Annotated in this window: 22 protein-coding genes and 1 tRNA gene; 13 read left to right on the top strand and 10 right to left on the bottom strand. The window is 65.5% G+C overall.

Going from position 1 to position 21995, the window contains the following annotated elements; all coding sequences use genetic code 11:
• Positions 1-60: 60 nt before the first annotated feature.
• Positions 61-618, bottom strand: a complete 558-nt coding sequence (locus BSY18_RS10600) for a LemA family protein (protein ID WP_150126259.1) — start codon at positions 616-618, stop codon at positions 61-63.
• Between the two features lie 59 nt (positions 619-677).
• On the opposite strand from BSY18_RS10600, the gene BSY18_RS10595 reads away from it, so the two are divergent.
• Entirely contained in the window at positions 678-1610 is a 933-nt protein-coding gene (locus BSY18_RS10595) for a DUF3137 domain-containing protein (protein WP_171900213.1), read from the top strand.
• Here the strand turns inward: BSY18_RS10595 and BSY18_RS10590 are convergent, their stop codons facing one another.
• The 4 genes from BSY18_RS10590 to yajC all read right to left on the bottom strand — a co-directional run bounded on the left by BSY18_RS10590 (position 1611) and on the right by yajC (position 5071).
• A complete protein-coding gene (locus tag BSY18_RS10590; protein ID WP_069050567.1) occupies positions 1611-2003 on the bottom strand; it encodes an Mth938-like domain-containing protein in 393 nt (130 codons plus the stop codon). It lies immediately after the preceding gene.
• 15 nt (positions 2004-2018) lie between these two features.
• A complete protein-coding gene (gene secF / locus BSY18_RS10585; protein ID WP_054134215.1) occupies positions 2019-3008 on the bottom strand; it encodes a protein translocase subunit SecF in 990 nt (329 codons plus the stop codon).
• A gap of 15 nt (positions 3009-3023) precedes the next feature.
• Entirely contained in the window at positions 3024-4628 is a 1605-nt protein-coding gene (secD, locus tag BSY18_RS10580) for a protein translocase subunit SecD (protein ID WP_069050566.1), read from the bottom strand.
• Between the two features lie 116 nt (positions 4629-4744).
• Positions 4745-5071, bottom strand: coding sequence for a preprotein translocase subunit YajC (yajC, locus tag BSY18_RS10575; RefSeq protein WP_069050565.1), 327 nt, complete (start codon positions 5069-5071; stop codon positions 4745-4747).
• Between the two features lie 208 nt (positions 5072-5279).
• On the opposite strand from yajC, the gene BSY18_RS10570 reads away from it, so the two are divergent.
• Positions 5280-5356 (top strand) — tRNA-Pro (locus BSY18_RS10570).
• Positions 5357-5394: 38 nt separating this feature from the next.
• Here BSY18_RS10570 and BSY18_RS10565 read toward each other — a convergent pair.
• Positions 5395-6384 carry an aldo/keto reductase gene (locus BSY18_RS10565; protein WP_069050564.1) on the bottom strand — a complete coding sequence of 330 codons (990 nt, stop codon included), beginning with the start codon at positions 6382-6384 and terminating at the stop codon, positions 5395-5397.
• Positions 6385-6938: 554 nt separating this feature from the next.
• Between BSY18_RS10565 and BSY18_RS20645 the strand changes: the two genes are divergently transcribed.
• Positions 6939-7205, top strand: coding sequence for a hypothetical protein (locus tag BSY18_RS20645; RefSeq protein ID WP_150126258.1), 267 nt, complete (start codon positions 6939-6941; stop codon positions 7203-7205).
• Between the two features lie 210 nt (positions 7206-7415).
• Entirely contained in the window at positions 7416-7763 is a 348-nt protein-coding gene (locus BSY18_RS10560; protein WP_082382182.1) for a PilZ domain-containing protein, read from the top strand.
• On the opposite strand, the gene BSY18_RS10555 is transcribed toward BSY18_RS10560, so the two are convergent.
• Positions 7760-8923 carry a glycosyltransferase gene (locus BSY18_RS10555; protein ID WP_069050563.1) on the bottom strand — a complete coding sequence of 388 codons (1164 nt, stop codon included), beginning with the start codon at positions 8921-8923 and terminating at the stop codon, positions 7760-7762. The genes BSY18_RS10560 and BSY18_RS10555 overlap by 4 nt on opposite strands.
• A gap of 13 nt (positions 8924-8936) precedes the next feature.
• Positions 8937-9500, bottom strand: a complete 564-nt coding sequence (locus BSY18_RS10550) for a helix-turn-helix domain-containing protein (RefSeq protein WP_054134221.1) — start codon at positions 9498-9500, stop codon at positions 8937-8939.
• A gap of 99 nt (positions 9501-9599) precedes the next feature.
• Here BSY18_RS10550 and BSY18_RS10545 point away from each other — a divergent pair, with 99 nt between their 5' ends.
• Positions 9600-10121, top strand: coding sequence for a DUF6456 domain-containing protein (locus BSY18_RS10545; protein WP_236823345.1), 522 nt, complete (start codon positions 9600-9602; stop codon positions 10119-10121).
• 65 nt (positions 10122-10186) lie between these two features.
• Here the strand turns inward: BSY18_RS10545 and BSY18_RS10540 are convergent, their stop codons facing one another.
• Positions 10187-12007 (bottom strand): ABC-F family ATP-binding cassette domain-containing protein, encoded by a 1821-nt coding sequence (locus BSY18_RS10540; RefSeq protein ID WP_069050562.1) that lies wholly within the window; start codon positions 12005-12007, stop codon positions 10187-10189.
• Between the two features lie 120 nt (positions 12008-12127).
• Between BSY18_RS10540 and BSY18_RS10535 the strand changes: the two genes are divergently transcribed.
• The 5 genes from BSY18_RS10535 to BSY18_RS10515 all read left to right on the top strand — a co-directional run bounded on the left by BSY18_RS10535 (position 12128) and on the right by BSY18_RS10515 (position 16451).
• Positions 12128-12979: a D-amino-acid transaminase gene (locus tag BSY18_RS10535; RefSeq protein WP_236823344.1), complete on the top strand. Its 852-nt coding sequence runs from the start codon at positions 12128-12130 to the stop codon at positions 12977-12979.
• 106 nt (positions 12980-13085) lie between these two features.
• On the top strand, positions 13086-13844 hold the full coding sequence (locus tag BSY18_RS10530; protein ID WP_054134224.1) for an SIMPL domain-containing protein: 759 nt from the start codon (positions 13086-13088) through the stop codon (positions 13842-13844).
• Between the two features lie 87 nt (positions 13845-13931).
• Positions 13932-14252, top strand: coding sequence for a PepSY domain-containing protein (locus tag BSY18_RS10525; protein WP_054134225.1), 321 nt, complete (start codon positions 13932-13934; stop codon positions 14250-14252).
• 125 nt (positions 14253-14377) lie between these two features.
• Positions 14378-15055, top strand: coding sequence for a response regulator transcription factor (locus tag BSY18_RS10520; protein ID WP_054134226.1), 678 nt, complete (start codon positions 14378-14380; stop codon positions 15053-15055).
• A 76-nt stretch (positions 15056-15131) separates the two neighbouring features.
• Positions 15132-16451, top strand: coding sequence for a sensor histidine kinase (locus tag BSY18_RS10515; RefSeq protein WP_054134369.1), 1320 nt, complete (start codon positions 15132-15134; stop codon positions 16449-16451).
• A 155-nt stretch (positions 16452-16606) separates the two neighbouring features.
• Here BSY18_RS10515 and BSY18_RS10510 read toward each other — a convergent pair whose 3' ends face one another.
• Positions 16607-16894 (bottom strand): chorismate mutase, encoded by a 288-nt coding sequence (locus tag BSY18_RS10510; RefSeq protein ID WP_054134227.1) that lies wholly within the window; start codon positions 16892-16894, stop codon positions 16607-16609.
• Positions 16895-16998: 104 nt separating this feature from the next.
• Between BSY18_RS10510 and BSY18_RS10505 the strand changes: the two genes are divergently transcribed.
• Genes BSY18_RS10505 through hrpB form a run of 3 tightly spaced genes read left to right on the top strand, consistent with a single transcriptional unit; the run spans position 16999 to position 21920 of the window.
• On the top strand, positions 16999-18027 hold the full coding sequence (locus BSY18_RS10505; protein ID WP_069050561.1) for a polyprenyl synthetase family protein: 1029 nt from the start codon (positions 16999-17001) through the stop codon (positions 18025-18027).
• A gap of 52 nt (positions 18028-18079) precedes the next feature.
• Positions 18080-19486 (top strand): MATE family efflux transporter, encoded by a 1407-nt coding sequence (locus BSY18_RS10500; protein ID WP_069050560.1) that lies wholly within the window; start codon positions 18080-18082, stop codon positions 19484-19486.
• Positions 19479-21920, top strand: a complete 2442-nt coding sequence (hrpB, locus tag BSY18_RS10495; RefSeq protein ID WP_069050559.1) for an ATP-dependent helicase HrpB — start codon at positions 19479-19481, stop codon at positions 21918-21920. Before BSY18_RS10500 ends, hrpB begins: the two co-directional genes overlap by 8 nt.
• Positions 21921-21995: the final 75 nt, after the last annotated feature.

Raw genomic sequence — 21995 nt, 5'->3', positions numbered from 1 at the left:
GTCCCAGCCGAGCAGGGATAGCCGAATTACTATATTGACAGGGCAAAGTGCCACCAAGGCTCAGAATGAAACCTTCGGCGCGTTGCCCAGTGTCGCCCGCTCGTCATTACCCAGCTCCCAGAAGTTCTGCGGCTTGAAGCCCAGAACGCCTGCGAACAGCACCGCCGGGAAGGATTCGATCCCCGCGTTATAATCCGCACTGGCGGCATTATAGGCGCGGCGCGCGGCGGCGAGCTTGTCCTCGACATCGGCGAGCTCGTGCTGAAGCGTCTGGAAATTGGTGTTTGCCTTGAGGTCGGGATACGCTTCGGCCAGCGCGAACAGGTTCTTGAGCGCGCCGCCCAGCGCCATCTCGGCGCCTTGTGCCTCGCTCGGGCCGCGCGCTGCCAGCGCATTGCCGCGCGCAGCGATCACCGCCTCGAGCGCGCTCTTTTCATGCGCGGCATAGCCCTGCACGGTATTCACCAGATTGGGGATCAGGTCGTGCCGCTGGCGCAGCCCCGCATCGATATCAGCCCAGCCCTGGCGGCAATTGGCGCGCAGCGCGACCAGCCGGTTGTAGATCAGCACAACCGCCAGCAACAGCACGACGACGACACCAGCTATGATCCATTCCATAGACAATCCCCCATTGCGAGCCCTAGAGCTATCATGCGCGCGCGCCGGGGGGAATGCCGATGATCACAGTGCCCGATGTCGATACGTTGATGGCAGGTGACCTGGGAACGTGGCTCGCCGGGCAGGATCAGGCACGCAAGGATGCCAAGAGCCGGGCAGCGAAATGGTGGATCGCAGGGGCCGTCATCGGCCTGCCGTTCCTGCTGGGGCTGGCGATCGAAGGCTTTCTGGGTCAGCTGTTCGCGCTTGTAGGCATGGCGATCATGGCGATCTGCGCCGGCAAGGGGGCGATGATCCGCCAGGCGGTGGTCACTAGCCTCAAGACACAGATGAACACCACACTGGCCCGCACGCTGGGCATTTCCTATTCCGCCGCAGCTTCGTTTGGAGAGGAATTCGAGCTCGCCTGCAGGTTCGATCTGCTGCCATCCTATACCCGCAAGACCTGCCAGGATCTGTGGCAAGGCGATCTGGGGGGCACGCGTTTCAACCTTTACGAGGCCACGCTGATCGAGCGGCGCGGGTCGGGCAAGAATGCGCGCGATGTCACCGTGTTCAGCGGCGTCATCCTGAAGATGCATTTCGCGCGCGACTTTCACGGTGCCACCCTGATCGAGCGGCAGCGGATGAGGCTCGCCCTGTTCGGCGACAGCCAGACCAAGGACGGCATCAGGCTGGAACGGGTAAAGATGGTCGACCCGCGCTTCGAAAAGGCGTTCGATGTTTATGGCAGCGATGCGGTGGAAGCGCGGTATCTGGTGCACCCGGCTTATTGCGAACGCCTGATCGCGCTTGAGGAAAAGTTCGAGGGCAAGAAGCTCAAGGCGCTGTTTCACAAGGGCGATGTCATCGTGACGATGGAAAGCGACGATCTGTTCGAAAGCGGCTCGCTCGATCCGCGCCGCGATCGCGAACTGCTGGCGCGCACGATCGAGCAGTTCCGCGCCATGGCGGACATGATCACGAGCCTGAACGAGCGGCCGAGAGGCTGATCAGATCGCCATGATGGCAGCGGCGATCCAGCGGTCTTCGGATCGCAGGATGCCCCAGGCGCGCGCGGCGGCGCGGCTGTCCATCGCCTCCACGCCGATGCCGCGTTCTTCCATCGCGCGGATGAAGGCGCGGGGAGGGTGGGCGAGCGCCGGGCCGGTCCCCAGCAGCATGAATTCGGGCGGCGGGTCCATCGCCAGCACCTGGTCCATCGCCGCGATGCCGAGCGCGTCGATCGCTGGCGCATCCCAAGGCATCGCCGAGACGGGGGTCAGCACCAGGCTAGATTCGACCCGGCGCGGGCCCAGATTGTCGCCGTCGAGCTTGAAGCCGTGCGCGGTGAAGCCCGTGATCACCGGGCCGGACGCGCGCGGGTCCTGGTTGAATTCAGCCATGGTAAGCGCTGCCGATCAGGGCTGGGCGCCCCCGACGCCCTCTTTCAGCTTGGCTGCGGCCTTGTCGGCATCAGTCATCTGAGGGATGAAGCTGTGCGCGCCCACGCCCAGCCACACCAGGATCGGGTTGGCCATGTACACCGACGAATAGGCGCCGACGAACAGCCCCAGGGTCATCGCGGCGGTAAAGCCGAAGATCACGCCCGGGCCAATCAGCAGCAGCACGAGCAAAGCGACCAGCATGGTCAGCGATGTCATCACGGTGCGGGCCAGCGTCTCGTTGGTCGACAGGTCGAGCAGCGCGATCATGTCCATCTTGCGGTACTTGCGCAGGTTCTCGCGCACGCGGTCGAACACCACGATCGTATCGTTGAGCGAATAGCCGATGATGGTCAGCAGCGCGGCGACGATGTTGAGGTTGAACTCGAGCTGGGTCAGCGCGAAGAAGCCGAAGGTCAGCACCACGTCGTGGAACAGCGCGAACAGCGCGGCGAGCCCGAACTGCCATTCGAACCGGAACCAGATGTAGACTGCAATCGCGAGCATCGCGAACACCAGCGAATATACGCCGGTCGTCAGGAGCTCTTCGGACACCTTGCCCGATACGGAATCCACCCCGTCGATGCGCGCGCCCTGCGCTGCATATTCCTTGGTGATCATCTGCGTCACGCGGCTGGTGACGGCATTGACCTCGTCGACATTGTCGCCGGCGAGCCGCATGCGGACCGAAACCTGGTTGGGCTGGCCGAAGCGCTGGATCGTCGATTCGCCGAGGTTGAGCGCCTCGATGTCTTCGCGCAGATCGGACACGGGGGCTTCGGCCACCTTGTCGAAGGTCACCTGGATCATCTGGCCGCCGACGAAATCGACGCCCAGATTGAGGCCGCGCACCCCGACCAGCACGAGCGATGCGATGATCGACAGCAGGCTGATCGTCATCGCCAGCTTGCGCCAGCGCAGGAAGCGGATGTTGGTATCGTCGGGAACGAGCTTGAGGAGCTTCATGGGGTCAAGCCTTCCTTAAATGACCAGCTCGCGCGGACGCGCGCGCTTGAGCCAGATGGCGACGAACATGCGGGTGACGTACACCGCAGTCCACACCGATGTGAGGATGCCGATCATCAGCACCACGGCAAAGCCGCGCACCGGGCCGGAGCCGAACAGGAACAAAAGCACGGCGGCAATCACGTTGGTGATGTTGGCGTCGAAAATCGCGCGCGAGGCTTCGGTATAGCCGACCTCGATAGCCTGGACGATACGCCGGCCCGCCTTTCGCTCTTCTCGAATGCGTTCGTTGATGAGCACGTTGGCGTCGACCGCCGCGCCGATAGTGAGCACGAAGCCCGCGATCCCCGGCAGCGTGAGTGTCGCGTTCATCAGCGCCATGATTCCCAGGATCAGGAAAATGTTCAGGATCAGCGCGATGTTGGCATAGAGGCCGAAGCGGCCATAGGTCGCCGCCATCAGCACCAGCACCGCGATCGTCGCGATGCCGCCTGCGAGCAGGCCGAGCTGCACCGATTCGGTGCCGAGATCAGGACCGACCGAGCGCTCCTCGACCACCTTGAGTTCGACCGGCAGTGCGCCCGAGCGCAGCGCGATCGCCAGCTGGTTGGCACTTTCGGTGGTGAAGCTGCCGGAGATCTGGGCGGAGCCGCCCAGGATCGGTTCGTTGATGTTGGGAGCGGACAGCACTTCGCCGTCTAGGATGATCGCGAAAGGCTTGTTGACGTTTTCCTGCGTCAGCCGAGCAAAGCGCGATCCACCCTCGCGGTCGAAGGTGATCGACACGACGGGTTCGTTGGTCTGCTGGTCGAAGCTCGCCTGCGCGTTGGTCAGCTTGTCGCCACGGATACCGCCCAGACGGCGCACCGCGATCGGCGTGCCGCCGGCCGGGTTGCTGGGGTAGGGGACGACCTCGCTGCCCACCGGGGCGCGGCCTGCGGCGATGTCTTCGGGGCTGGCGTTCTGGTCGACCAACTTGAATTCGAGCTCGGCGGTCTGGCCGAGCAGTTCCTTGAGCGCTTCGGGATCTTCGAGGCCCGGTACCTGGACGACGATGCGGTTGTCGCCCTGGCGGATGATGGTCGGCTCGCGCGTGCCCAGTTCGTCGATGCGCTTGCGCACCACTTCGGTCGCGGTTTCCATCGCCTGGTCGAGCGCCTCGGTCAGGCCCGCTTCGGTCGGGGTCAGCACGATGCGGCTGGTGTCGCGCACCTCAATGTCCCAGTCGCGCTGGCCGGTCAGGCCCGCACCCGTGGTCATCGGCAGGATTGCCTCGCGCGCGGCATCGACCTGCGATACGTCGCGCACCAGGAACGAAAGCTTGCCGCCTTCACGCGAGATATCGCCGATGCCGATCCGCGGCTTGGCGGCGCGCATGGCGGTGCGCACGGTCTCTTCCATGTTCTCCAGACGCTGCGCCGCGACATCCTTGGGGTCGCCCTCCAGCAGGATGTGGCTGCCACCCTGAAGGTCGAGCCCCAGATTGATCTTTTCCTGCGGAAGGAACGATGGATAATAAGGCGAGATGCTGGCAGGCAGCAGGCTGGGGATCGCCAGCAGCACGCCCAAAGCGAGCATCAGGCTGATCGAGATCGTTTTCCAGCGCGGAAAATCAAGCATTCTCAAGGCTTCCTTGGCAGTGCCGCGTCATGCGTCGCACAGGGGCGGGCAAGGCGGACGCGAACCGGATGTGCGCGCCATATATTCATGTGGCTCAGTTGCGGCAAGGCGATAGGTCAATCGTTGGCGGGCGCACCGCCGGGCTGGACGACATCGCTCAGCGTTGCCTTGACCGCGCGCACCTTGGCACCGCCCAGATCCAGCTCGACATAGATGTCGTCGACCTTGGTCACCTTGCCGACCAGACCGCCGCCGGTAACGACCTGATCGCCACGCTTGACCGCATCGATCTTGGCCTTGTGCGCCTTCATCTGCCGCTGTTGCGGCCGGATGATCAGGAAATAGAAGATCAGCAGCAGCGGCACGAACATCAAAAGCTGAGTCCAGGCCGGAGCCCCACCGGGAGCAGCCGCAGCCAATGCAAGCAAAAGTGTCGAGTCCATGTCGATAAATTCCGAATGTCTGAAAAAAGCACAGGAGAGCGACGCGGCATAAAAACCCGGTCGCGGCGATGGGCGCGCCTATCATCATCGGCCGCTTATGGCAATTGGCGATGACCTGTGCGTTGCGGGCGAACGACGGGCTTGCCATTCGTGTCGCACCGCCATATAGGCGCGCTTCCCATCAGCCGCAGCGCGGCGATGGCACGGTCGGGACGTAGCGCAGCCTGGTAGCGCATCACACTGGGGGTGTGGGGGTCGGAGGTTCGAATCCTCTCGTCCCGACCAATTTTCTCACCGCGCCGATCAAGGCGATCGGGCGGCATTCAGCCAAACATCTCGGTATCGATCGTCCGCTGCATGGTTGCGCCATAGCGTGGGCCGGCGACGGTCTGCTGGTTGATCATCGCATCGATCCGCGCGGCGGCATCGGCGGGGATGGTCCAGTCGGTCCGCGCGAAATTCTCTTCCATGTGCGCGATCGATCCGGTGCCGGGAATGGCGACGATATGCTCGCCGCGCGACAGCACCCAGGCGAGAGACAGCTGCGCAGGCGTGACCCCGTGTTCGGCCGCCAGCGCGCAGAACTGATCGACCAGGGCGAGGTTCGCGGGCCAGTTCTCGTCGTTGAAGCGCGGCATTGCGCGGCGCAGATCGTTGTCTGCCAGCGCGGCAACATCGCGCACGCCCCCTGCCAGCACGCCGCGCGCCACCGGCGAGAAGCCGACGAAGGTCGTCCCCAGTTCGCGGCAGGCATCGAGCACGGCGATCTCGGGCTCGCGCGTCCACGGCGAATATTCGGTCTGCATCGCAGCGATCGGGTGGATCGCTGCCGCACGGCGCAGGGTGTCGGCCGACATCTCGGACAGGCCGATGCTGCCGATCTTGCCCTCTTTCACCAGCTCGGCCATCGCGCCAACCGATTCCTCGATCGGAATGCTGCGGTCGCGGCGGTGCATATAATAAAGGTCGACATGGTCGGTCTGCAGCCGGGTCAGCGATTCATCGATGCAGCGACGGATGCTTTGCGGGCTGCAGTCGATCCCGCGCTTCTCGCCCTCGATGACGATACCCATCTTGGTCGCAAGGAAGAACTCGCCGCGCCGTCCCTTCAGCGCCTCGCCGATCAGTGTTTCGTTATGGCCCAGACCATAGATGTTGGCGGTGTCGAGATGATCATAGCCGATATCCAGCGCCCGGTTGAGCAGGGCGATCGCCACGTCGCGCGAGGGCAGGGCGCCATAGCCCCAGCTCAGCGACATGCAGCCAAGGCCGATGGGGTTGACCGGTTTGCCGTTGATCGTGCGGGATGTCATGGACAGGCCTTTCTGAACCGGAAGTGGTGCGCTTCCGGCCGGTCGCACAGATGGTGTTTGTCGGTCAACTGCCCTGTCCGCAAGTGCCGGTCATTGAAGCCAGATTGCCCTGTGGGCGATTCGGCGTGCATGTCCCGGCAAGGCGCGCCGCGACGGGGGATCTGCCCGATGCTGCAACGGCGGCGGGTGGGTTTCGCCGCCAGACGGCACAGTGCGTCGTGGCGGGCGCAGCCTAGTGCAAGCCCTTGTCTTTGATCGGTTAAACTGGCGGTTTGCGAAACTCAAAACGCGGCGATCGCGCGAATTGATGCGGCGCTCTGTCGATGTATCAGCCCCGTCTGGTTCCAGAACAAGACGCTTGGCGTGTCAGTATTTTATCCTCTTTTCCGCGTTTCGTAACTCGGCTATATGCACGGTTCCCAAGGGTGCGGGGGATAGGGGTCGGGCCATGTGCGTGTCCTTCCTGCGCCAGTGCAAGAAATTTGTCTTGCCAGAGTCCCAAGGGTGTCGATACAACGCGGGCTCTTGTTTCCGCAACGAAGGGGAAAAGTACCATGAAGTCCATCATCAAGCTGAGCCCGGTTTTCGCCGCCGCTAGCGTTCTGGCTCTCGCAGCCTGCACTCCGGAAGAAGCCGCTGAAGCTCCTGCTGAAGAAACCACTGAAGCTCCTGCTGAAGAAGCCATGGAAGCTCCGGCCGCTGAAGGCGCCGAAGCTGGCATGGAAGCCGGAATGGAAGCTGGCGCTGAAGCTGGTGCCGAAGCCGGTGCCGCTGCTGGCGCAGAAGCTGCTCCGGCCGCTCCCGCCGCTCCTGCTGAATAAGCAGACGCGCAGCTTCGCCTGAAAAGGCAAAAGCTATAAAAGACGCCCGGCACCCTCATGGGGTTGCCGGGCGTTTTTGCGTTCGGACCCGTCTGCCGGGCATTTACTAACGATTAGGGTGTTGCCGTTAAGACTTAACATCGCGTAGCCACATTCCGGCCCCTGCCGGACGTGGACCACGCGAGGGTTTCGCTTCAGCGGGGGCAGGTTATGACGGCGACAATGGGCAAGCAGATCGGGGTGGGCCAGGCGGCCACCGACCGCCGCTACGCCATTCGCATCAATGTGCAGATCGACGCCGACCTGCTCGAGCAGGGGCGTCGCCGCTGCGGTGTCACGCTCACCAACCTTTCGATCACCGGATGCCGGTTCGAATCCGACTATCTGCTTCGGCTGCCCGCGCCGATCACGCTGCTGATCGATGGCGTCGATCCGATCGTCGGCGAAGTGGTGTGGGCCGAAGGCAAGCTGGTCGGGTGCCATTTTGCCGAGGCGCTGAGCCCGACGATCTGCAACCGCATCATCCGCACGCTGCGCGATCGCGCCAAACGGCCCTAGGCCGCCAGAATTCTCTCGAAATACCGGTGCAGCTCGTCCGCATTGCGGTCCCAGCTGAACCGCGCAACGCATGCGCGGACTGCGGCCGGGTCCGGACGCGCAGCAAGCACGCGGCCGATGGCATCGGCCAGCGCGGCAGGGTGAGCGTCTGCGATCAGCCCGGCGACCGGATCGGTGAGCAGCTCTGCCGCGCCGCCGGCGTCGCAGATCACGATGGGCGTCCCGCAGGCGAGCGATTCGACCCAGGCATTGGCGAGGCCCTCGGACTTTGACGGCAGCACCATCACATCGGCCGCCGCGATCCAGCGGGGCAGGTCGTCATGCGGAAGCGACCCTGCGAAGGTCACGCGGCTGTCGACCCCCAGCCGCACGGCAAGCGCGCGGAACTCCGCCTCCGCCTCGCCCGCGCCAGCCAGAACCAGCTTCGCATCGGGCATGAGCGGCAGCGCTTCGATGATCAGGTTCTGGCGTTTGCGCGGAATCAGGGCACCCACCGAAATCAGCATCGGGCCAGTGATGCCCAGCTGTTGGCGCAAAGCGCTTCCGTCCTGGGGCGCAAAGCGCTGTTGGTCGCAGCCGGTATAGTGCACCATGATGCGATCGGCGGGCATGCCCAGCGCGACCATGTCCGCCTTCAGCGCCGCCGATACCGTAAGCAGACCATTGGCATCGCGCCCTGCCTGCACCACTGCCTCTCGCGTTCTGGCAGCGTTGCCCCAATGGTGAATGTCGGCACCGCGTGCCTTGACCGAATAGGGCAGGCCCAATTCCTGCGCGATGATGCGCGCGGCGGGGCCATCGGGATAGAAGAATTCGGCATCGATCAGATCGAACGGCTGTTCGCGGTGTAGCCTGCGCAACAAGGGCAGAACCGCGCGGGCGAGCAGCTGCGGCTGCCAGTGGCTGCCGATTCCTGGCACATGCATAAAGCGGGGGCGATGGACATCCAGCCCGTGCCAGCTTTCGTGCGCGGGCAGCGCGGCGATCGCGCGGTAGCGCGAATGGCGCGACAGCGGCCAGGGCGGCACCGCCTGTGGACTGATCACCGTGACCTCGACGCCGGCGCGTGCCGCCAGCGCCGCGGTCTGGCGCTCGACGAAGATCCCGAAATTGGGGCGGGCCGCATTGGGAAACAGCGTGGCGAGGGTGAGGATGCGCATATCGCCGTTGCTTCTACAGCGCGCGGATTAACGTTTCTGCCACGGCCAGCCACGGCGGATTGCTCACCACCTGCTGGCGGGAGCCTGCGCCCGGCGGCAGAATCTGGATACGCTCGCCATCGCGCGCGATCAGCCGGCCGAAGACGAAGCGACCGGCGGGGCGGGGCACCAATACGTCGCGGTTGAGCGCCGAGCCGATACCGTCCGCACCGATCCGCCGCAGCCACAGCGTGTCGCCGCTGCGATACTCGCCCAGGCTGCCGATCACCCGCATCGCCACCATCTGGTCGTTCGGGATCGGCGGAACGGCGGTTTCCGGGCGGCTGAGCGCATGCGCGCCATCGGCTCCGAGCAGCGCGACGACCGCCAGCTCGGCGGTGGTTTCGGTGCTCACCAGCGCGCTGCTGTCGACCTCGAGCGCTGCGGCGATGCGGTTGAGCCAGTCGAGCGACAGGGTGCGTGTCCCGGTCTCCAGCCGCCCGATGGTCTGCGCGGTGGTCGGCGGATCGCAGCGCCGGGCGACATCGTCCAGCGTCATGCGGCGGGCGCGTCGGACATCGCGGATACGGTTGATCATGGAGCATCCTCTCGAACCGGATTGGAAAACAACTTTCCTACAATCCAACCGCCATGGCAAGACGATATCGGCATAAACGAACCGATATGGATGGTGGTGATGGCAAAGGCGGAAGGGTTTGGTGCTGTCCGGCAGGTGGCCGGGCGGTTGTTGACGGAGCGCGCGATCGAGGGCGAGACGGTGGCGCGCGCAAACCGAAGCGCGCGGCCTGCGCGATCGGTGACGGTGAACCTGGCTGAATCGCCGCTGGGCTGGCTGCTCGCGCGCGGGCTGATCGACGAGCGGCAGTTCGAGGCAGGCGAGAAACTGCGCGCCGATTGGGAGCGGGCGAATCTGGCCCCGTCTATCACCATGCGCTGGGATGCCGCACCGCGATCCGGCGGCTATCGCGGCAGCGACGACCATCTTGAGCCGACCGAACGCCAGGCGGCGGCGCGCCAGCGTTTCGATGCGGCAATCACCGCGCTGGGCCGCGACCTGAATGACATCGCCTGGCGGGTGATCTGCTCGGGCGAGGCGATGCCGGTGGCCGAAAAGGCGCTGGGCTGGCCGGTGCGCTCCGGCCGCCTGGTGCTGCGCATGGCGCTCGACCGGCTGGCGGATTTTTACAGGCTGCCTTGAGAGACTAGCTCAGTCCCCTGCCTTCGCAGGGGACCGGGTAGGGACCGGATCGACAGTCGGTGGCGTTACCCCATCGCCTCGACCTGCTCGGCCAGATCCAGCCAGCGCATTTCGGCGGCGTCCTTCTCTTCGCGGGCCTTCTCGATCGCCTTGGTCAGCGCGGCGAACTTGGCGGGATCGCGGGTATACAACTCCGGGTCGGAGAGCGCGGCCTCATCGCGCGCGATGGCCGCCTCGATGGCCTCGATCCTTTCGGGCAGAGTGTCGTAATCGCGCTGGTCCTTGTAGCTCAATTTGACCTTCTGCGAGACCGGCTTGGGGATCGCGGCAGCTGCCGCGGCGGCGGCCTCGGCCTTGCTGCGGTTCGACTTGACCCAGTCGGCGGTGCGCTGCTTGCGCTTGGCTTCCCAGTCGGCATAGCCGCCCGCAACGACATCGACCACGCCCGAGCCGTCAAGCCCGAGCGTCACGGTGACGGTGCGGTCTAGAAAGTCGCGGTCATGGCTGACGATCAGCACCGTGCCGTCATAATCGGCGATGACCTCCTGCAGCAGGTCGAGCGTTTCGAGATCGAGATCGTTGGTCGGCTCATCGAGCACCAGCAGGTTGGAGGCGCGGGCGAACTCGCGCGCCAGTAGCAGCCGCGAGCGTTCGCCGCCCGACAAGGTGCCGACGCGCGCCTCGACCAGTCCGGGGTCGAACAGGAACTCCTTGAGATAGCCCTGGATGTGCTTGCGCACCCCGCGCACGTCGATCCAGTCTCCGCCCTCGGCGAGCACGTCGCGCACGCGCTTTTCGGGCGACATCAGCCTGCGCTGCTGGTCGATGATCACGCCGTCCAATGTCTTGGCGAGGGTGATCGTGCCGCTGTCGGGCGCGAGCTCGCCGGTGAGCAGGCGAATCAATGTGGTCTTGCCCGCGCCGTTCGCGCCGACGATGCCGATGCGGTCGCCACGCTGCACCCTGAGCGAAAAGTCCTTGATGATCGTGCGCGCGCCTTCACCTTCGCCGAACGTCTTGAACACCCGGTCGGCGACGATCACCGACTTGGTCTTGCTGTCGTCGCTCACGGCTTTCAGCTTGGCGGTGCCCTGCGGCCCCAGCATCGCGGCGCGGGCTGCGCGCATTTCCCAAAGCTTGGCGAGCCGCCCCTGGTTGCGCTTGCGCCTGGCGGTGACCCCGCGCTCGAGCCAGTGCGCCTCGATCTTGAGCTTGGCGTCCATCTTGTCGGCGGCGCGGGCCTCCTCGGCATAAACCTGCTCCATCCACGCCTCGTATCCGCCAAAGCCGATCTCCTGGCGTCGCAGATTGCCGCGATCGAGCCACAGGGTTTGCTTCGTTAGCCGTTCTAGGAATGTGCGGTCATGGCTGATGACCACGAACGCGCCGTTGAAGCGCCCGAGCCAGCTTTCCAGCCAGTCGATCGCGGCAAGGTCGAGATGGTTGGTCGGCTCGTCGAGCAGCAGCACATCGGGCTCGCTTGCGAGCGCGCGGCAGATCGCGGCGCGCCTGCGCTCGCCACCGCTGGCGGTCGCTGCCTCGCGCGACAGATCGATACCGATCTGGTCGGCGATCGCGGCGACCTCGTGCGCGGGCGGGGCATCTTCTCCGGCAAGTGCCCAGTCGTTCAGCGTGGCGAACCCCTTGAAGTCGGGGTCCTGCGCCAGCATCACGCAGCGGATTCCCGGCTGGATGGTGCGCCGTCCGCGGTCCGCCTCGATATCGCCCGCGATCAGCCGCAGCATCGTGGTCTTGCCTGCACCGTTGCGCCCGATCAGCGCCAGCCGGTCGCGCGGGCCGACATGCAGGTTGATATCGCGGAACAGCCAGCCGGTGCCCTGGATCAGGCCAAGGTCTTCATAGGATAGGACAGGGGGTGTGGACATGCGCAGGCACTTAGGCGCGAGCGCTGCGCGGCGCAATCCCCGGCCATTCTGCAACATCCGTCTTGACCCGCCGCCCGCGCTCATCGCAAGACGGAACAAATACGCCAGAAAGGGTCGGCCGTGCGGACAGTGTATCTCAATGGGGATTTCGTCGCGGAAGACGCGGCGCATGTTTCGATCTTCGATCGCGGGTTGCTGTTTGCCGATGCGGTATACGAGGTGTTCTCGGTGCTGGACGGGCGGATCATCGACCATGCAGCGCATATGGCCCGGCTGGAGCGGTCGCTCGCCGAGATGACCATCGCGCACGATGTGGCTGCGACCAACTGGGCAGGCGTTCTGGCAACGCTGATCGCGCGCAACGATCTGACCGAGGGGACGATCTATCTGCAGGTGAGCCGCGGGGCGGCGGACCGCGATTTCCTGTTCCCCGCGTCCGGCACTCCGCCCACGGTGTTCGCCTTCACCCAGGCCCGCGCCTTGGTCGACAATCCGATGGCGCAGCGCGGCATGCGGATCCTTACCCGGCCGGACCGGCGCTGGGGTCGGCGCGATATCAAGACGGTGCAGCTGCTCTATGCCAGCATGATGAAGATGGAGGCCAGGGCGGCGGGGGTGGATGACGTCTGGCTGGTGGAGGGCGATGTGATCACCGAAGGCACTTCGCAGAACGCATGCATCATCACCCGCAACGGCCATCTGGTCACGCGTGATCTGGGGCATCACATCCTTCCCGGTGTGACTCGCCTCAGCCTGATCGACATTGCGCGGCAAAGCGGGATAACGGTGGAAGAGCGGCCCTTCACCATCGCCGAGGCGCAGGGTGCGGCGGAGGCCTTTGTCACATCGGCGTCGCTGTTCGTGATGCCGGTGGTCGAGATCGATGGGCTCAGCATAGGCGATGGCCGCCCCGGCATGGAGACGATGGCGCTGCGCAAGGCGTACATCGATCATGCCCGCGGCACGGGATGACAGAGATGTTTACAAGGCTTGCGCGCGTCTGACGGATCCGTTCAGTCGATTGACACGTACGCAGGCGCATTGACACCCCTTCACCCGGCGGTTGCCGGAAAAACCGATGTCGTTCAATCTTCTGGAGACCCCGCTCATGATCAAGACCGTCGCTCGTGCCCTGCCGCTGGCCTTCCTTGCTGCCGCCGCAACCCCTGCGATTGCCGCTGTGGATGTCACCCCCAGCGCCGGCGCGCCCGTGGTCGAACTCAGCATCACCGAGACGGTGCTTGGCGCCCCCGACACCGCGACGTTCAGCACCGGCGTGACCAGCAAGGCCCCGACCGCGTCTGCCGCGCTTCGCCAGAACTCCGCCGACATGGACAAGGTGATCAAGCAGATCGTCGCGCTGGGCATCAAGCGCGAGGACATCCAGACATCGGGCATCAACCTCGCCATGGATTATGAATATGGCAACGATGGCCGCCAGCCGCGCTTCATCGGCTATCAGGTCAGCAACACGGTCACTGTGAAAGTCCGCCAGATCGACAAGCTGGGCTCGATCCTGGATTCGGTCGTGTCGCAGGGCGCCAACAACCTGTCGGGGCCCAGCTTCAGCATCGATGACGACAGCACCGCGCAGCGCGAGGCACGCGACAAGGCGATGAAGCGGGCAGAAGCCCAGGCGATGGACTATGCGCGCCGCACCGGCTTCACCGGGGTGCAGCTGCTCGCAGTGTCCGAAGCGATCTCCAACGCCTCGCCGATGGGGATGATGGATATGAAGCGCACCACGATGCAGTCGGTCGCCGCCGCCCCGCCGATCGAGGGTGGTCAGGTGGGCACCAGCGTGACGGTCAACGCAACTTATCAGATGACGCGTTGACCCACGCGCGGCTCTGGCCAAAGGCTGAAGAAGCGGTTAGCGCGCTATTCAGCGGTTATTCAATGATCGGGGGGTAATGCGGTCAGCATGAAACTGTTCTCTCTCTCCTTGCCTGCTCTCGCTCTGGGCGCTGCCCTGATGGTGACGGGCGCGCCGCATGCCGACGCGCTCGACGGCAAGCGCCGCGGCGAACAGAGCGAGGCGCGCGAACAGTTCATGGCAGGCCAGGTGAAATCGCTGCGCGAGATCGAGGGGCGCATTCTCCCCAAGATGCGCGGAATGCAGTATCTCGGCCCCGAATATGACGCCGGCTCGCAGGTCTATCGGCTCAAGTTCCTAGACAGCGGCCGCGTCATCTTCGTCGATGTCGATGCGCGCACGGGGGCGATATTGCGCCAGACCGGCTGAACCATTTGGGCCTTTGCTGCAGCCGCCAGCCTTGTCACCACTCCCTTTTTGGCCAATATGCACCCATTCAGGCAAGCGACGGCATCCGCCATGCCGCTTCCCAAATCCATTTGCAGGAGTAGCCCATGCGCGTTCTGATCGTCGAGGATGAACCCACCCTTGGCAAACAGCTCAAGTCCACGCTCGAGGCCACCGGCTATGCAGTCGACCTGTCGGTGGATGGCGAGGACGGCCATTTCATGGGCTCGACCGAGGATTATGACGCGGTGATCCTTGACCTTGGTCTTCCCGAGATCGACGGGCTGACCGTGCTGGGCATGTGGCGCAAGGAAGGACGCACCTTCCCGGTGCTGGTGCTGACCGCGCGCGACAGCTGGTCCGACAAGGTCGCCGGGCTCGATGCGGGCGCGGACGATTATCTTGCCAAGCCGTTCCAGACCGAAGAGCTGATCGCGCGGTTGCGTGCACTCATCCGGCGTGCCTCGGGCAACGCCTCGAGCGAGCTGATCGCGGGCGATGTCCGCCTCGACACGCGCTCGGGCAAGGTTTCGCTGAATGGCGAGCCGGTGAAGCTGACCGCGCAGGAATACAAATTGCTGTCGTACCTGCTGCACCACAAAGGCAAGGTCATCAGCCGCACCGAGCTGATCGAGCATATCTACGACCAGGATTTCGACCGCGATTCGAACACCATCGAGGTGTTCGTGACGCGCATCCGCAAGAAGCTGGGCTCGGACGTGATCACCACGATCCGCGGGCTCGGCTACAGCCTCGAAGACCCGGCAGAGCGTGCCGGCGGCTGATCTCGACCAGACGCTGACGGGCGGGTCTGTCGCGCCTGCTCCGCCGCTGCCCAATACCGGCTCGCTCAGCCGCCGGATGATCGGCATCGCTGCGGCGTGGATCTTCGTGCTGCTGCTGGGCGGCGGGCTGGCGCTCGACCGCATCCTCACCAACACCGTTACCACCAGCTTCGACGATCAGCTCGAATATGTGCTGACCGCAATGATATCCTCGGCGGAAATCGGCCCCGATGGCGAGGTGTTCTTCAACCGGCCGCTGGGCGATCAGAGGTTTCTGGAGCCCAACAGCGGCCTCTACTGGCAGATCAGCGGCGCGGGCCATTCCGATTTCACCTCGCGCTCCTTGTGGGACCGCGCGCTCAGGATCGAGACCGACCACAGCGACGCACAGCCACATATCTACAACAGCGACCAGTTTTCCGACGACGAGCTGCGGATCATCGAACAATCGATTTATCTGCCCGGATCCAAGGTCCGCTGGCGCTTCATGGTCGCGCAGTCGCGTGACGCGATGGACCTGCAAATTCGCCAGCTGCGCCAGACGCTGACCTACAGCTTTGCGCTGCTGGCGCTGGGCCTGATCATCCTTGCCGGTTTGCAGACGCTCTATGGCCTCTGGCCGCTGCGCAAGGTGCGCGAGGCGATCCAGGCGATGCGCACAGGTCGGATGGACCGGGTGCGCGATCCGATGCCGATCGAGGTGATGCCGATGGTCGAGGAATTGAACGCATTGCTCGAGCACAACGAGAAACAGGCCGAAGAGGCGCGCAGGCATGCGGGCAATCTCGCGCATGCGCTCAAGACTCCGCTGACCGTGGTCATGAACAGCGCCACCGCGCGCGCGGATGACCTGGCCGATACCGTGATCCGCGAAGCCGCGGTGATGCGCCGCCAGGTCGATCATCACCTCGCGCGAGCACGCGCTGTCGGGCGTCGCGGCCAGGCGCTGGCGCGCGCCAATGTGTGGGAAAGCGCGCAGGCGGTCGAGCGCGCGGTGGTGCGGCTGTACCCGCATGTCCGCTGCGACCTGGATGGCAGCAAGACCGCGAGCGTCGCGATCGAACGGCAGGACCTTGAGGAAATGCTGGGCAATCTGGTCGAGAATGCGGGCAAATATGGCGGCGGCAGCGTGTTCGTCACCATCGATCCCAAGGGGTCCGCGGACCCGAAGCTGGTCGATATCTGGATCGAGGATGACGGCACCGGAATCCCCGAAATCGAACGCACCCGCATCTTCGATCGCGGCGCGCGGCTGGATACCGGCAAGCCGGGCACGGGCCTTGGCCTGGCGATCGTGCGCGATGTCGCGGAGATCTATGGCGGGCTGGTCGAGCTCGACGAAAGCGAGGATCTGGGCGGCCTGCTGGTGCGGCTGAGGTTGCCGCGGGCGGGCTGACCGAATTCTCCCCTACCGCTTGCGGGAGGGGTGGTTGAGGCGAAGCCGAGGCCGGGGTGGGCCTGAGAAATCAAGCTCCTGCACCGGGTGTGCTCCCAGCCCACCCCGGTTCAGCAAGCTGAACCTGCTTCTCCCGCAAGCGGGAGGGGAGAAAGTTACCCAGCGTCCCTGATCTTCTCGTGGTGCCGGATCACCTCGTCGATCACGAACCGCAGGAACTTCTCCGAAAAATCGGGATCCAGATCGGCATCGACCGCGAGCCGCTTCATCCGCGTGATCTGCTCTTCCTCGCGGCCGGGGTCGGCAGGGGGGAGCGCGGTCTTGGCCTTGTATTCGCCCACCGCCTTGGTGATCTTGAACCGCTCGGCCAGCATGAAGATCAATGCGGCATCGATATTGTCGATGCTCTGCCGGAAAGCGGCCAGGACGGGATCGTGCGCCATAAGCGGAAGCCTTGTCTAGAACGGGACCAGAATCACGCTACGGATCACAACACCGCTGCGCTTTGCGCTTGCCTTAAGCCATGTGGATTGCCACATCGCAACCCATGACAGCGACTATCCACCCGATCGGCCGCCCCGGAAGCGCGCCTGCCGCCGCGCCCAGCCTTGATCCGATCATGGCGCTGGTCGCGCACGACATGAATTCCGTCAACAGCGTGATTCTGGACCGGATGCAGTCGAAAATCCCGCTGATTCCAGAACTTGCAGGTCACCTGATCGCAGGCGGCGGCAAAAGGATGCGTCCGATGCTGACGCTCGCCTGCGCGCGGCTGCTCGATTATCCCGGCACCCGCCACTACAAGCTGGCGGCCGCGGTAGAGTTCATCCACACCGCCACGCTGCTGCACGACGACGTCGTCGATGGCTCCGACATGCGGCGCGGCAAGAAGGCTGCAAACCTGGTGTTCGGCAACCCGGCCACGGTGCTGGTCGGCGATTTCCTGTTCAGCCGCTCGTTCGAACTGATGGTCGAGGACGGCTCGCTCAAGGTGCTCAAGATCCTGTCGGGCGCATCGGCGATCATCGCCGAGGGCGAGGTCGACCAGCTCACCGCGCAACGCCAGATCGAGACCAGCGAAGAGCGCTATCTTGCGATCATCGGTGCCAAGACCGCGGCGCTGTTCGCCGCTGCCTGCCGGATTTCGGCGGTGGTGGCAGAGCGCAACGAGGCCGACGAGCTCGCGCTAGACGCCTATGGCCGCAATCTGGGCATCGCCTTCCAGCTGGTCGATGACGCGATCGATTACGTCTCGGACGCCGCCAAGATGGGCAAGGATGTCGGCGACGATTTCCGCGACGGCAAGGTGACGCTGCCGGTGATCCTGGCCTATGCGCACGGCAGCCCCGAAGAGCGCAAGTTCTGGGAAGCGGCGATCATCGGTCACCGCACCTCGGACGAGGATCTGGCGCACGCCACCGATCTGCTGCGCCAGCACAGCGCCATCGATCTGACGCTCGACCGCGCCCGCCACTTCGGGCAGCGCGCAATCGACGCTATCGCGGGCTTCCCCAATGGCAAGGCCAAGGCGGCGCTGATCGAAACGGTCGAGTTCGCGATCGCAAGAGGGTATTGAACCCGGCTGACCCGAATCACCGGGCAGGCCCGGTAAATCGAGTTTCAGTCAGATGACGGCGCTTTCAGCCACTTCCATTTCCGGTGATGCCCGGCCCGCCTCGTTGGGGATCGAGATCCGCGCGCTGTTGTGGCTGGCAGGGCCGCTGGTGCTGGGCAATCTCGCGCAGATGGCGATCCACACCACCGAGGTGATCATCCTGGGCCGCTACGACGTGCAGGCGCTGGCAGCGGCGGCGCTGGCAGTGAACCTGTATTTCGCCTGCGGCACCTTCGGCATGGGGTTAATGACCGCCGCTTCGCCGATGATCGCGGCCGAGCGCGGGCGCCGCGCGCATTCGGTGCGCGATATCCGGCGCACGGTGCGGCAGGGGTTCTGGGTCGCGCTTACCGCCTGCCTGCCGATCTGGGCCGTGCTGTGGCAGGCCGAAGAGCTGTTTCTGCTGATGGGCCAGCAGCCCGATCTGGCGCGCGACGCCGGGCAGTTTCTACGCGTCGCGATGTGGGGATTGCTGCCCTGGCTGCTGCAGTTCGTGCTGCGCATGTATGTCTCGGCGCTGGAACGCCCGATCTGGGGCGTCATCGTCACCTTGTGCGGGGTCGGGGTGAACCTGATCGTCTGCTGGGCTTTGGTGTTCGGCAATCTCGGCTTTCCCGAAATGGGGCTGATGGGGGCCGCGACCGCGAACCTCGTTGCCAATTGCACGCTGTTCGTGGTGATGGCGCTGGTCGTCACGACGGTGCGCCCGTTCCGCCGCTATCGCATCTTCGGACGCTTCTGGGTGGCGGACTGGCCGCGTTATGTCGGGCTGTTCCGGCTGGGCCTGCCGATTGCGATCACCTTTGCGTTCGAGGTCGCGATCTTCAGCGCGGCGGCGTTCCTGATGGGGTTGATCAACCGCGATTCGCTTGCAGCCCATGCCGTGGCCATCCAGATCGCCTCGTTCGCCTTCATGGTGCCGTTCAGCCTGTCGCAGGCCGCCACGGTGCGCGTGGGGCTGCACCATGGCGCGCGCGATGCGGTGGCGGCGGGGCGCGCCGGATGGGCGGCGCTGGGGCTGGGCGTGATCGCGGCGTGCATGATGTCCGCGATCATGGCACTGTTCCCGCGTCAGCTGGTCAGCCTGTTCATCGATCCGATGGATGCAAGCGCGGCGACGGCGTATTCGCTCGCGCTCGGCTTCCTGCTGGTCGCCGCGATCTTCCAGCTGGTCGATGCGGTGCAGGCTGTGGGGGCAGGAGTGCTGCGCGGGCTGCAGGACACACGCTGGCCGATGCTGTTTGCGGCATTCGGCTATTGGGCTGTCGGCATGGGCACCGCCTGGTTCTTCGCCTTCCAGCTGGGCTGGGATGGTGTGGGAGTCTGGATCGGGCTCGCTGCGGGACTTGCGGTGGTCTCGGTGCTGATGGTCGGGCGCTGGATGATGCGCAGCCGGCTGGGGCTGGGGGTGTATGGCTGAGCTCCCGATCCACGCAGTCCTCCCCGATCTGCTGGCTGCGCTCGCCACCTCACCGAATGCCGTGCTCGTCGCCCCGCCGGGTGCGGGCAAAACCACGACCGTTGCGCCTGCGCTGCTCGATCAGAGCTGGTGCACCGGGCAGATCCTGCTGCTTTCCCCGCGCCGCCTTGCCGCGCGCGCGGCTGCCGAGCGGATGGCGGAGTTTGCTGGCGAGAGCGTCGGCCAGACCATCGGATATGTCACCCGCATGGACAGCAAGACCAGCGCGGCTACCCGCGTGCTGGTGCTGACCGAGGGGATTTTCGTCAACCGTATACAGGCCGATCCCGAGCTTGCAGGCGTCTCAGCGGTGCTGTTCGACGAGGTCCACGAACGCAGCCTCGATAGCGATTTCGGGCTGGCGCTGGCGCTCGAGGCGCAAGCGGCGTTCCGGCCCGACCTGCGCCTGCTCGCAATGTCGGCGACGCTCGATGGCGCGCGCTTTTCTGCGCTGATGGGGGATGCGCCGGTGCTGAACAGCGAGGGGCGCTCGCATCCGCTGGCGCTGCGCCATCTCGGACGGCGCGGCGAACAACGGCTTGAGGACGCGATGGCGCAGGCGATCCGCATCGCATTGCGCGAGGAAGCGGGCGATGTGCTCGCCTTCCTCCCCGGTGTCGGGGAAATTGCCCGCACGCAGGAGCGGCTGGCGAACCTGGGGGATGCGATCGTGGTGCTGCCGCTTCACGGCACGCTGACCCCGCCCGAACAGCGCGCCGCGATCCGGCGCGATCCGCAAGGCCGCCGCAAGGTGATTCTCGCCACCAGCATCGCCGAGACCAGCCTGACCATCGATGGCGTGCGCATCGTGGTCGACAGCGGCATGGCGCGGCGCGCGCGCTATGATCCGCTCGCCGCGACCACCCGGCTGGTGACCGAGCGCGCCAGCCAGGCTGCCGCCACCCAGCGCGCAGGCCGCGCCGCGCGGCAGGGGCCGGGGGTAGCGTATCGGCTGTGGGAGGAGGCCGCGACCGGCGGGCTGCCGCGCTTCGATCCGCCCGAGATTCTCGACAGCGATCTTGCGCCCTTGGTGCTGCAATGCGCCGCCTGGGGGGAGAACGATCCGCTGCGGCTGAACTGGCTCGATCCGCCGCCCGCACCCTTGCTGGCCGAGGCGCGCAAGCGGCTGCAGGCGCTCGATGCGGTCGAAGCCACCGGCGCGATCACGCTCAATGGGCGCGCGATCGCCGCGCTGCCGCTGCCGCCGCATCTTGCGCATATGCTGCTGTGCGGCGCGCGCGCAGGATGCGCCATACTGGCCGCGGAAATTGCGCTGCTGCTTCAGGAGCGCGGGCTGGGCGGGCAGGGAGAGGACCTCGACGCGCGGCTGGCGCGCTGGCGCTCCGACCGCGGCGAGCGCGCATCGAAATCGCGCAAGCTCGCGCAGCGCTGGGCGCAATTGGCAGAGCGGCAGATCCCCACTCCGAACCCTGCCGACCTTCCATCCGCCATCCTGCTAGCCCTCGCTTTCCCCGATCGGGTCGCCAAGCGGCGGGATGCTGGCGGAGAGGCCTGGGCGAGCGCAGGCGGGCGCAGCTTCCGGCTCGATACGGCCTCCTCGCTGATCACCGCGCAATGGCTGGCGATTGGCGAGGTGCAGGGAAAGGCGGCGGATGCACGCATCTTGAGCGCGATGGCGCTCGACCCCGCGGACGTCGAAACCCATCTGGCGGCGCGGATCGAGCGCGTCAGCCGCTGCAGCTTTGCGCTGGCCGAGCGCCGCGCCGAGGCCCGGCTCGAACGCAGGCTGGGTGCGATCCGGCTGGCAAGCGGGCCGGACCCGTCGCCATCGCCCGATGCGTTGTGCGCCGCGCTGATCGGCGGGGTGCGCGAGCATGGCCTCGATCTGCTCGGCTGGGGTGACAAGGCGCTGGCCTTGCGGCAGCGCGCACGCTTTGCCGGGATTGCGGTGCTGGAGGATGCAGCTTTGCTCGATAGCCTGGACGACTGGCTCGCCCCGCTGCTCGCCGGGCACCGCTCGCTGGCGGCGGCTTCGCCGGGGCATTTGCACAATGCGCTTCAAAATCTTCTGGGATGGGACGGCGCGCAGACGGTCGATCGGATCGCACCGCCCGAGTTCACCAGCCCCGCCGGGACCCGCCACGCGATCGACTATTCGGCCACCGCAGGCCCGACGGTCGAGCTGCGGGTGCAGGCGCTGTATGGGCTGGACGTCCACCCGGTGGTCGGGCGCGACCATATCCCGCTGGTGCTGTCGCTGACCTCCCCCGCCGGTCGCCCGATCCAGACCACGCGCGATCTCCCCGGCTTCTGGCGCGGCAGCTGGCGCGACGTCGCCAAGGACATGCGCGGCCGCTATCCGCGTCACCACTGGCCCGATGCGCCGTGGGAGGCGCAGGCGAGCCTGGCAACGAAGAAGCGGCAGGGGATTTGAGGGCTGGGAGAGTTCAAGGATACTGCCCACTTCCGCTCAGCCTGAGCCTGTCGAAGGCCCCGCTACATGGCTGGT

The organism is Blastomonas sp. RAC04 (assembly GCF_001713435.1).
Classification (GTDB): Bacteria; Pseudomonadota; Alphaproteobacteria; order Sphingomonadales; family Sphingomonadaceae; genus Blastomonas; species Blastomonas fulva.
Note: the sequence above shows the minus strand (reverse complement) of the source record. Positions and strands in the feature narration are given on the sequence as shown.

What these genes read in the sequence shown, in the direction of transcription:
- BSY18_RS10550 (WP_054134221.1), bottom strand. Translation starts at nt 9,500, where the DNA reads ATGATCAACCGTATCCGCGATGTCCGACGCGCCCGCCGCATGACGCTG.
- BSY18_RS10600 (WP_150126259.1), bottom strand. Translation starts at nt 618, where the DNA reads ATGGAATGGATCATAGCTGGTGTCGTCGTCGTGCTGTTGCTGGCGGTT.
- BSY18_RS10590 (WP_069050567.1), bottom strand. Translation starts at nt 2,003, where the DNA reads ATGGCTGAATTCAACCAGGACCCGCGCGCGTCCGGCCCGGTGATCACG.
- BSY18_RS10510 (WP_054134227.1), bottom strand. Translation starts at nt 16,894, where the DNA reads ATGGCGCACGATCCCGTCCTGGCCGCTTTCCGGCAGAGCATCGACAAT.
- BSY18_RS10560 (WP_082382182.1), top strand. Translation starts at nt 7,416, where the DNA reads ATGACGGCGACAATGGGCAAGCAGATCGGGGTGGGCCAGGCGGCCACC.
- BSY18_RS10555 (WP_069050563.1), bottom strand. Translation starts at nt 8,923, where the DNA reads ATGCGCATCCTCACCCTCGCCACGCTGTTTCCCAATGCGGCCCGCCCC.
- BSY18_RS10545 (WP_236823345.1), top strand. Translation starts at nt 9,600, where the DNA reads ATGGCAAAGGCGGAAGGGTTTGGTGCTGTCCGGCAGGTGGCCGGGCGG.
- BSY18_RS10530 (WP_054134224.1), top strand. Translation starts at nt 13,086, where the DNA reads ATGTCGTTCAATCTTCTGGAGACCCCGCTCATGATCAAGACCGTCGCT.
- BSY18_RS10520 (WP_054134226.1), top strand. Translation starts at nt 14,378, where the DNA reads ATGCGCGTTCTGATCGTCGAGGATGAACCCACCCTTGGCAAACAGCTC.
- BSY18_RS10515 (WP_054134369.1), top strand. Translation starts at nt 15,132, where the DNA reads ATGATCGGCATCGCTGCGGCGTGGATCTTCGTGCTGCTGCTGGGCGGC.
- hrpB (WP_069050559.1), top strand. Translation starts at nt 19,479, where the DNA reads ATGGCTGAGCTCCCGATCCACGCAGTCCTCCCCGATCTGCTGGCTGCG.
- BSY18_RS10505 (WP_069050561.1), top strand. Translation starts at nt 16,999, where the DNA reads ATGACAGCGACTATCCACCCGATCGGCCGCCCCGGAAGCGCGCCTGCC.
- BSY18_RS10540 (WP_069050562.1), bottom strand. Translation starts at nt 12,007, where the DNA reads ATGTCCACACCCCCTGTCCTATCCTATGAAGACCTTGGCCTGATCCAG.
- BSY18_RS10525 (WP_054134225.1), top strand. Translation starts at nt 13,932, where the DNA reads ATGAAACTGTTCTCTCTCTCCTTGCCTGCTCTCGCTCTGGGCGCTGCC.
- BSY18_RS20645 (WP_150126258.1), top strand. Translation starts at nt 6,939, where the DNA reads ATGAAGTCCATCATCAAGCTGAGCCCGGTTTTCGCCGCCGCTAGCGTT.
- yajC (WP_069050565.1), bottom strand. Translation starts at nt 5,071, where the DNA reads ATGGACTCGACACTTTTGCTTGCATTGGCTGCGGCTGCTCCCGGTGGG.
- secD (WP_069050566.1), bottom strand. Translation starts at nt 4,628, where the DNA reads ATGCTTGATTTTCCGCGCTGGAAAACGATCTCGATCAGCCTGATGCTC.
- BSY18_RS10595 (WP_171900213.1), top strand. Translation starts at nt 678, where the DNA reads ATGATCACAGTGCCCGATGTCGATACGTTGATGGCAGGTGACCTGGGA.
- secF (WP_054134215.1), bottom strand. Translation starts at nt 3,008, where the DNA reads ATGAAGCTCCTCAAGCTCGTTCCCGACGATACCAACATCCGCTTCCTG.
- BSY18_RS10565 (WP_069050564.1), bottom strand. Translation starts at nt 6,384, where the DNA reads ATGACATCCCGCACGATCAACGGCAAACCGGTCAACCCCATCGGCCTT.
- BSY18_RS10500 (WP_069050560.1), top strand. Translation starts at nt 18,080, where the DNA reads ATGACGGCGCTTTCAGCCACTTCCATTTCCGGTGATGCCCGGCCCGCC.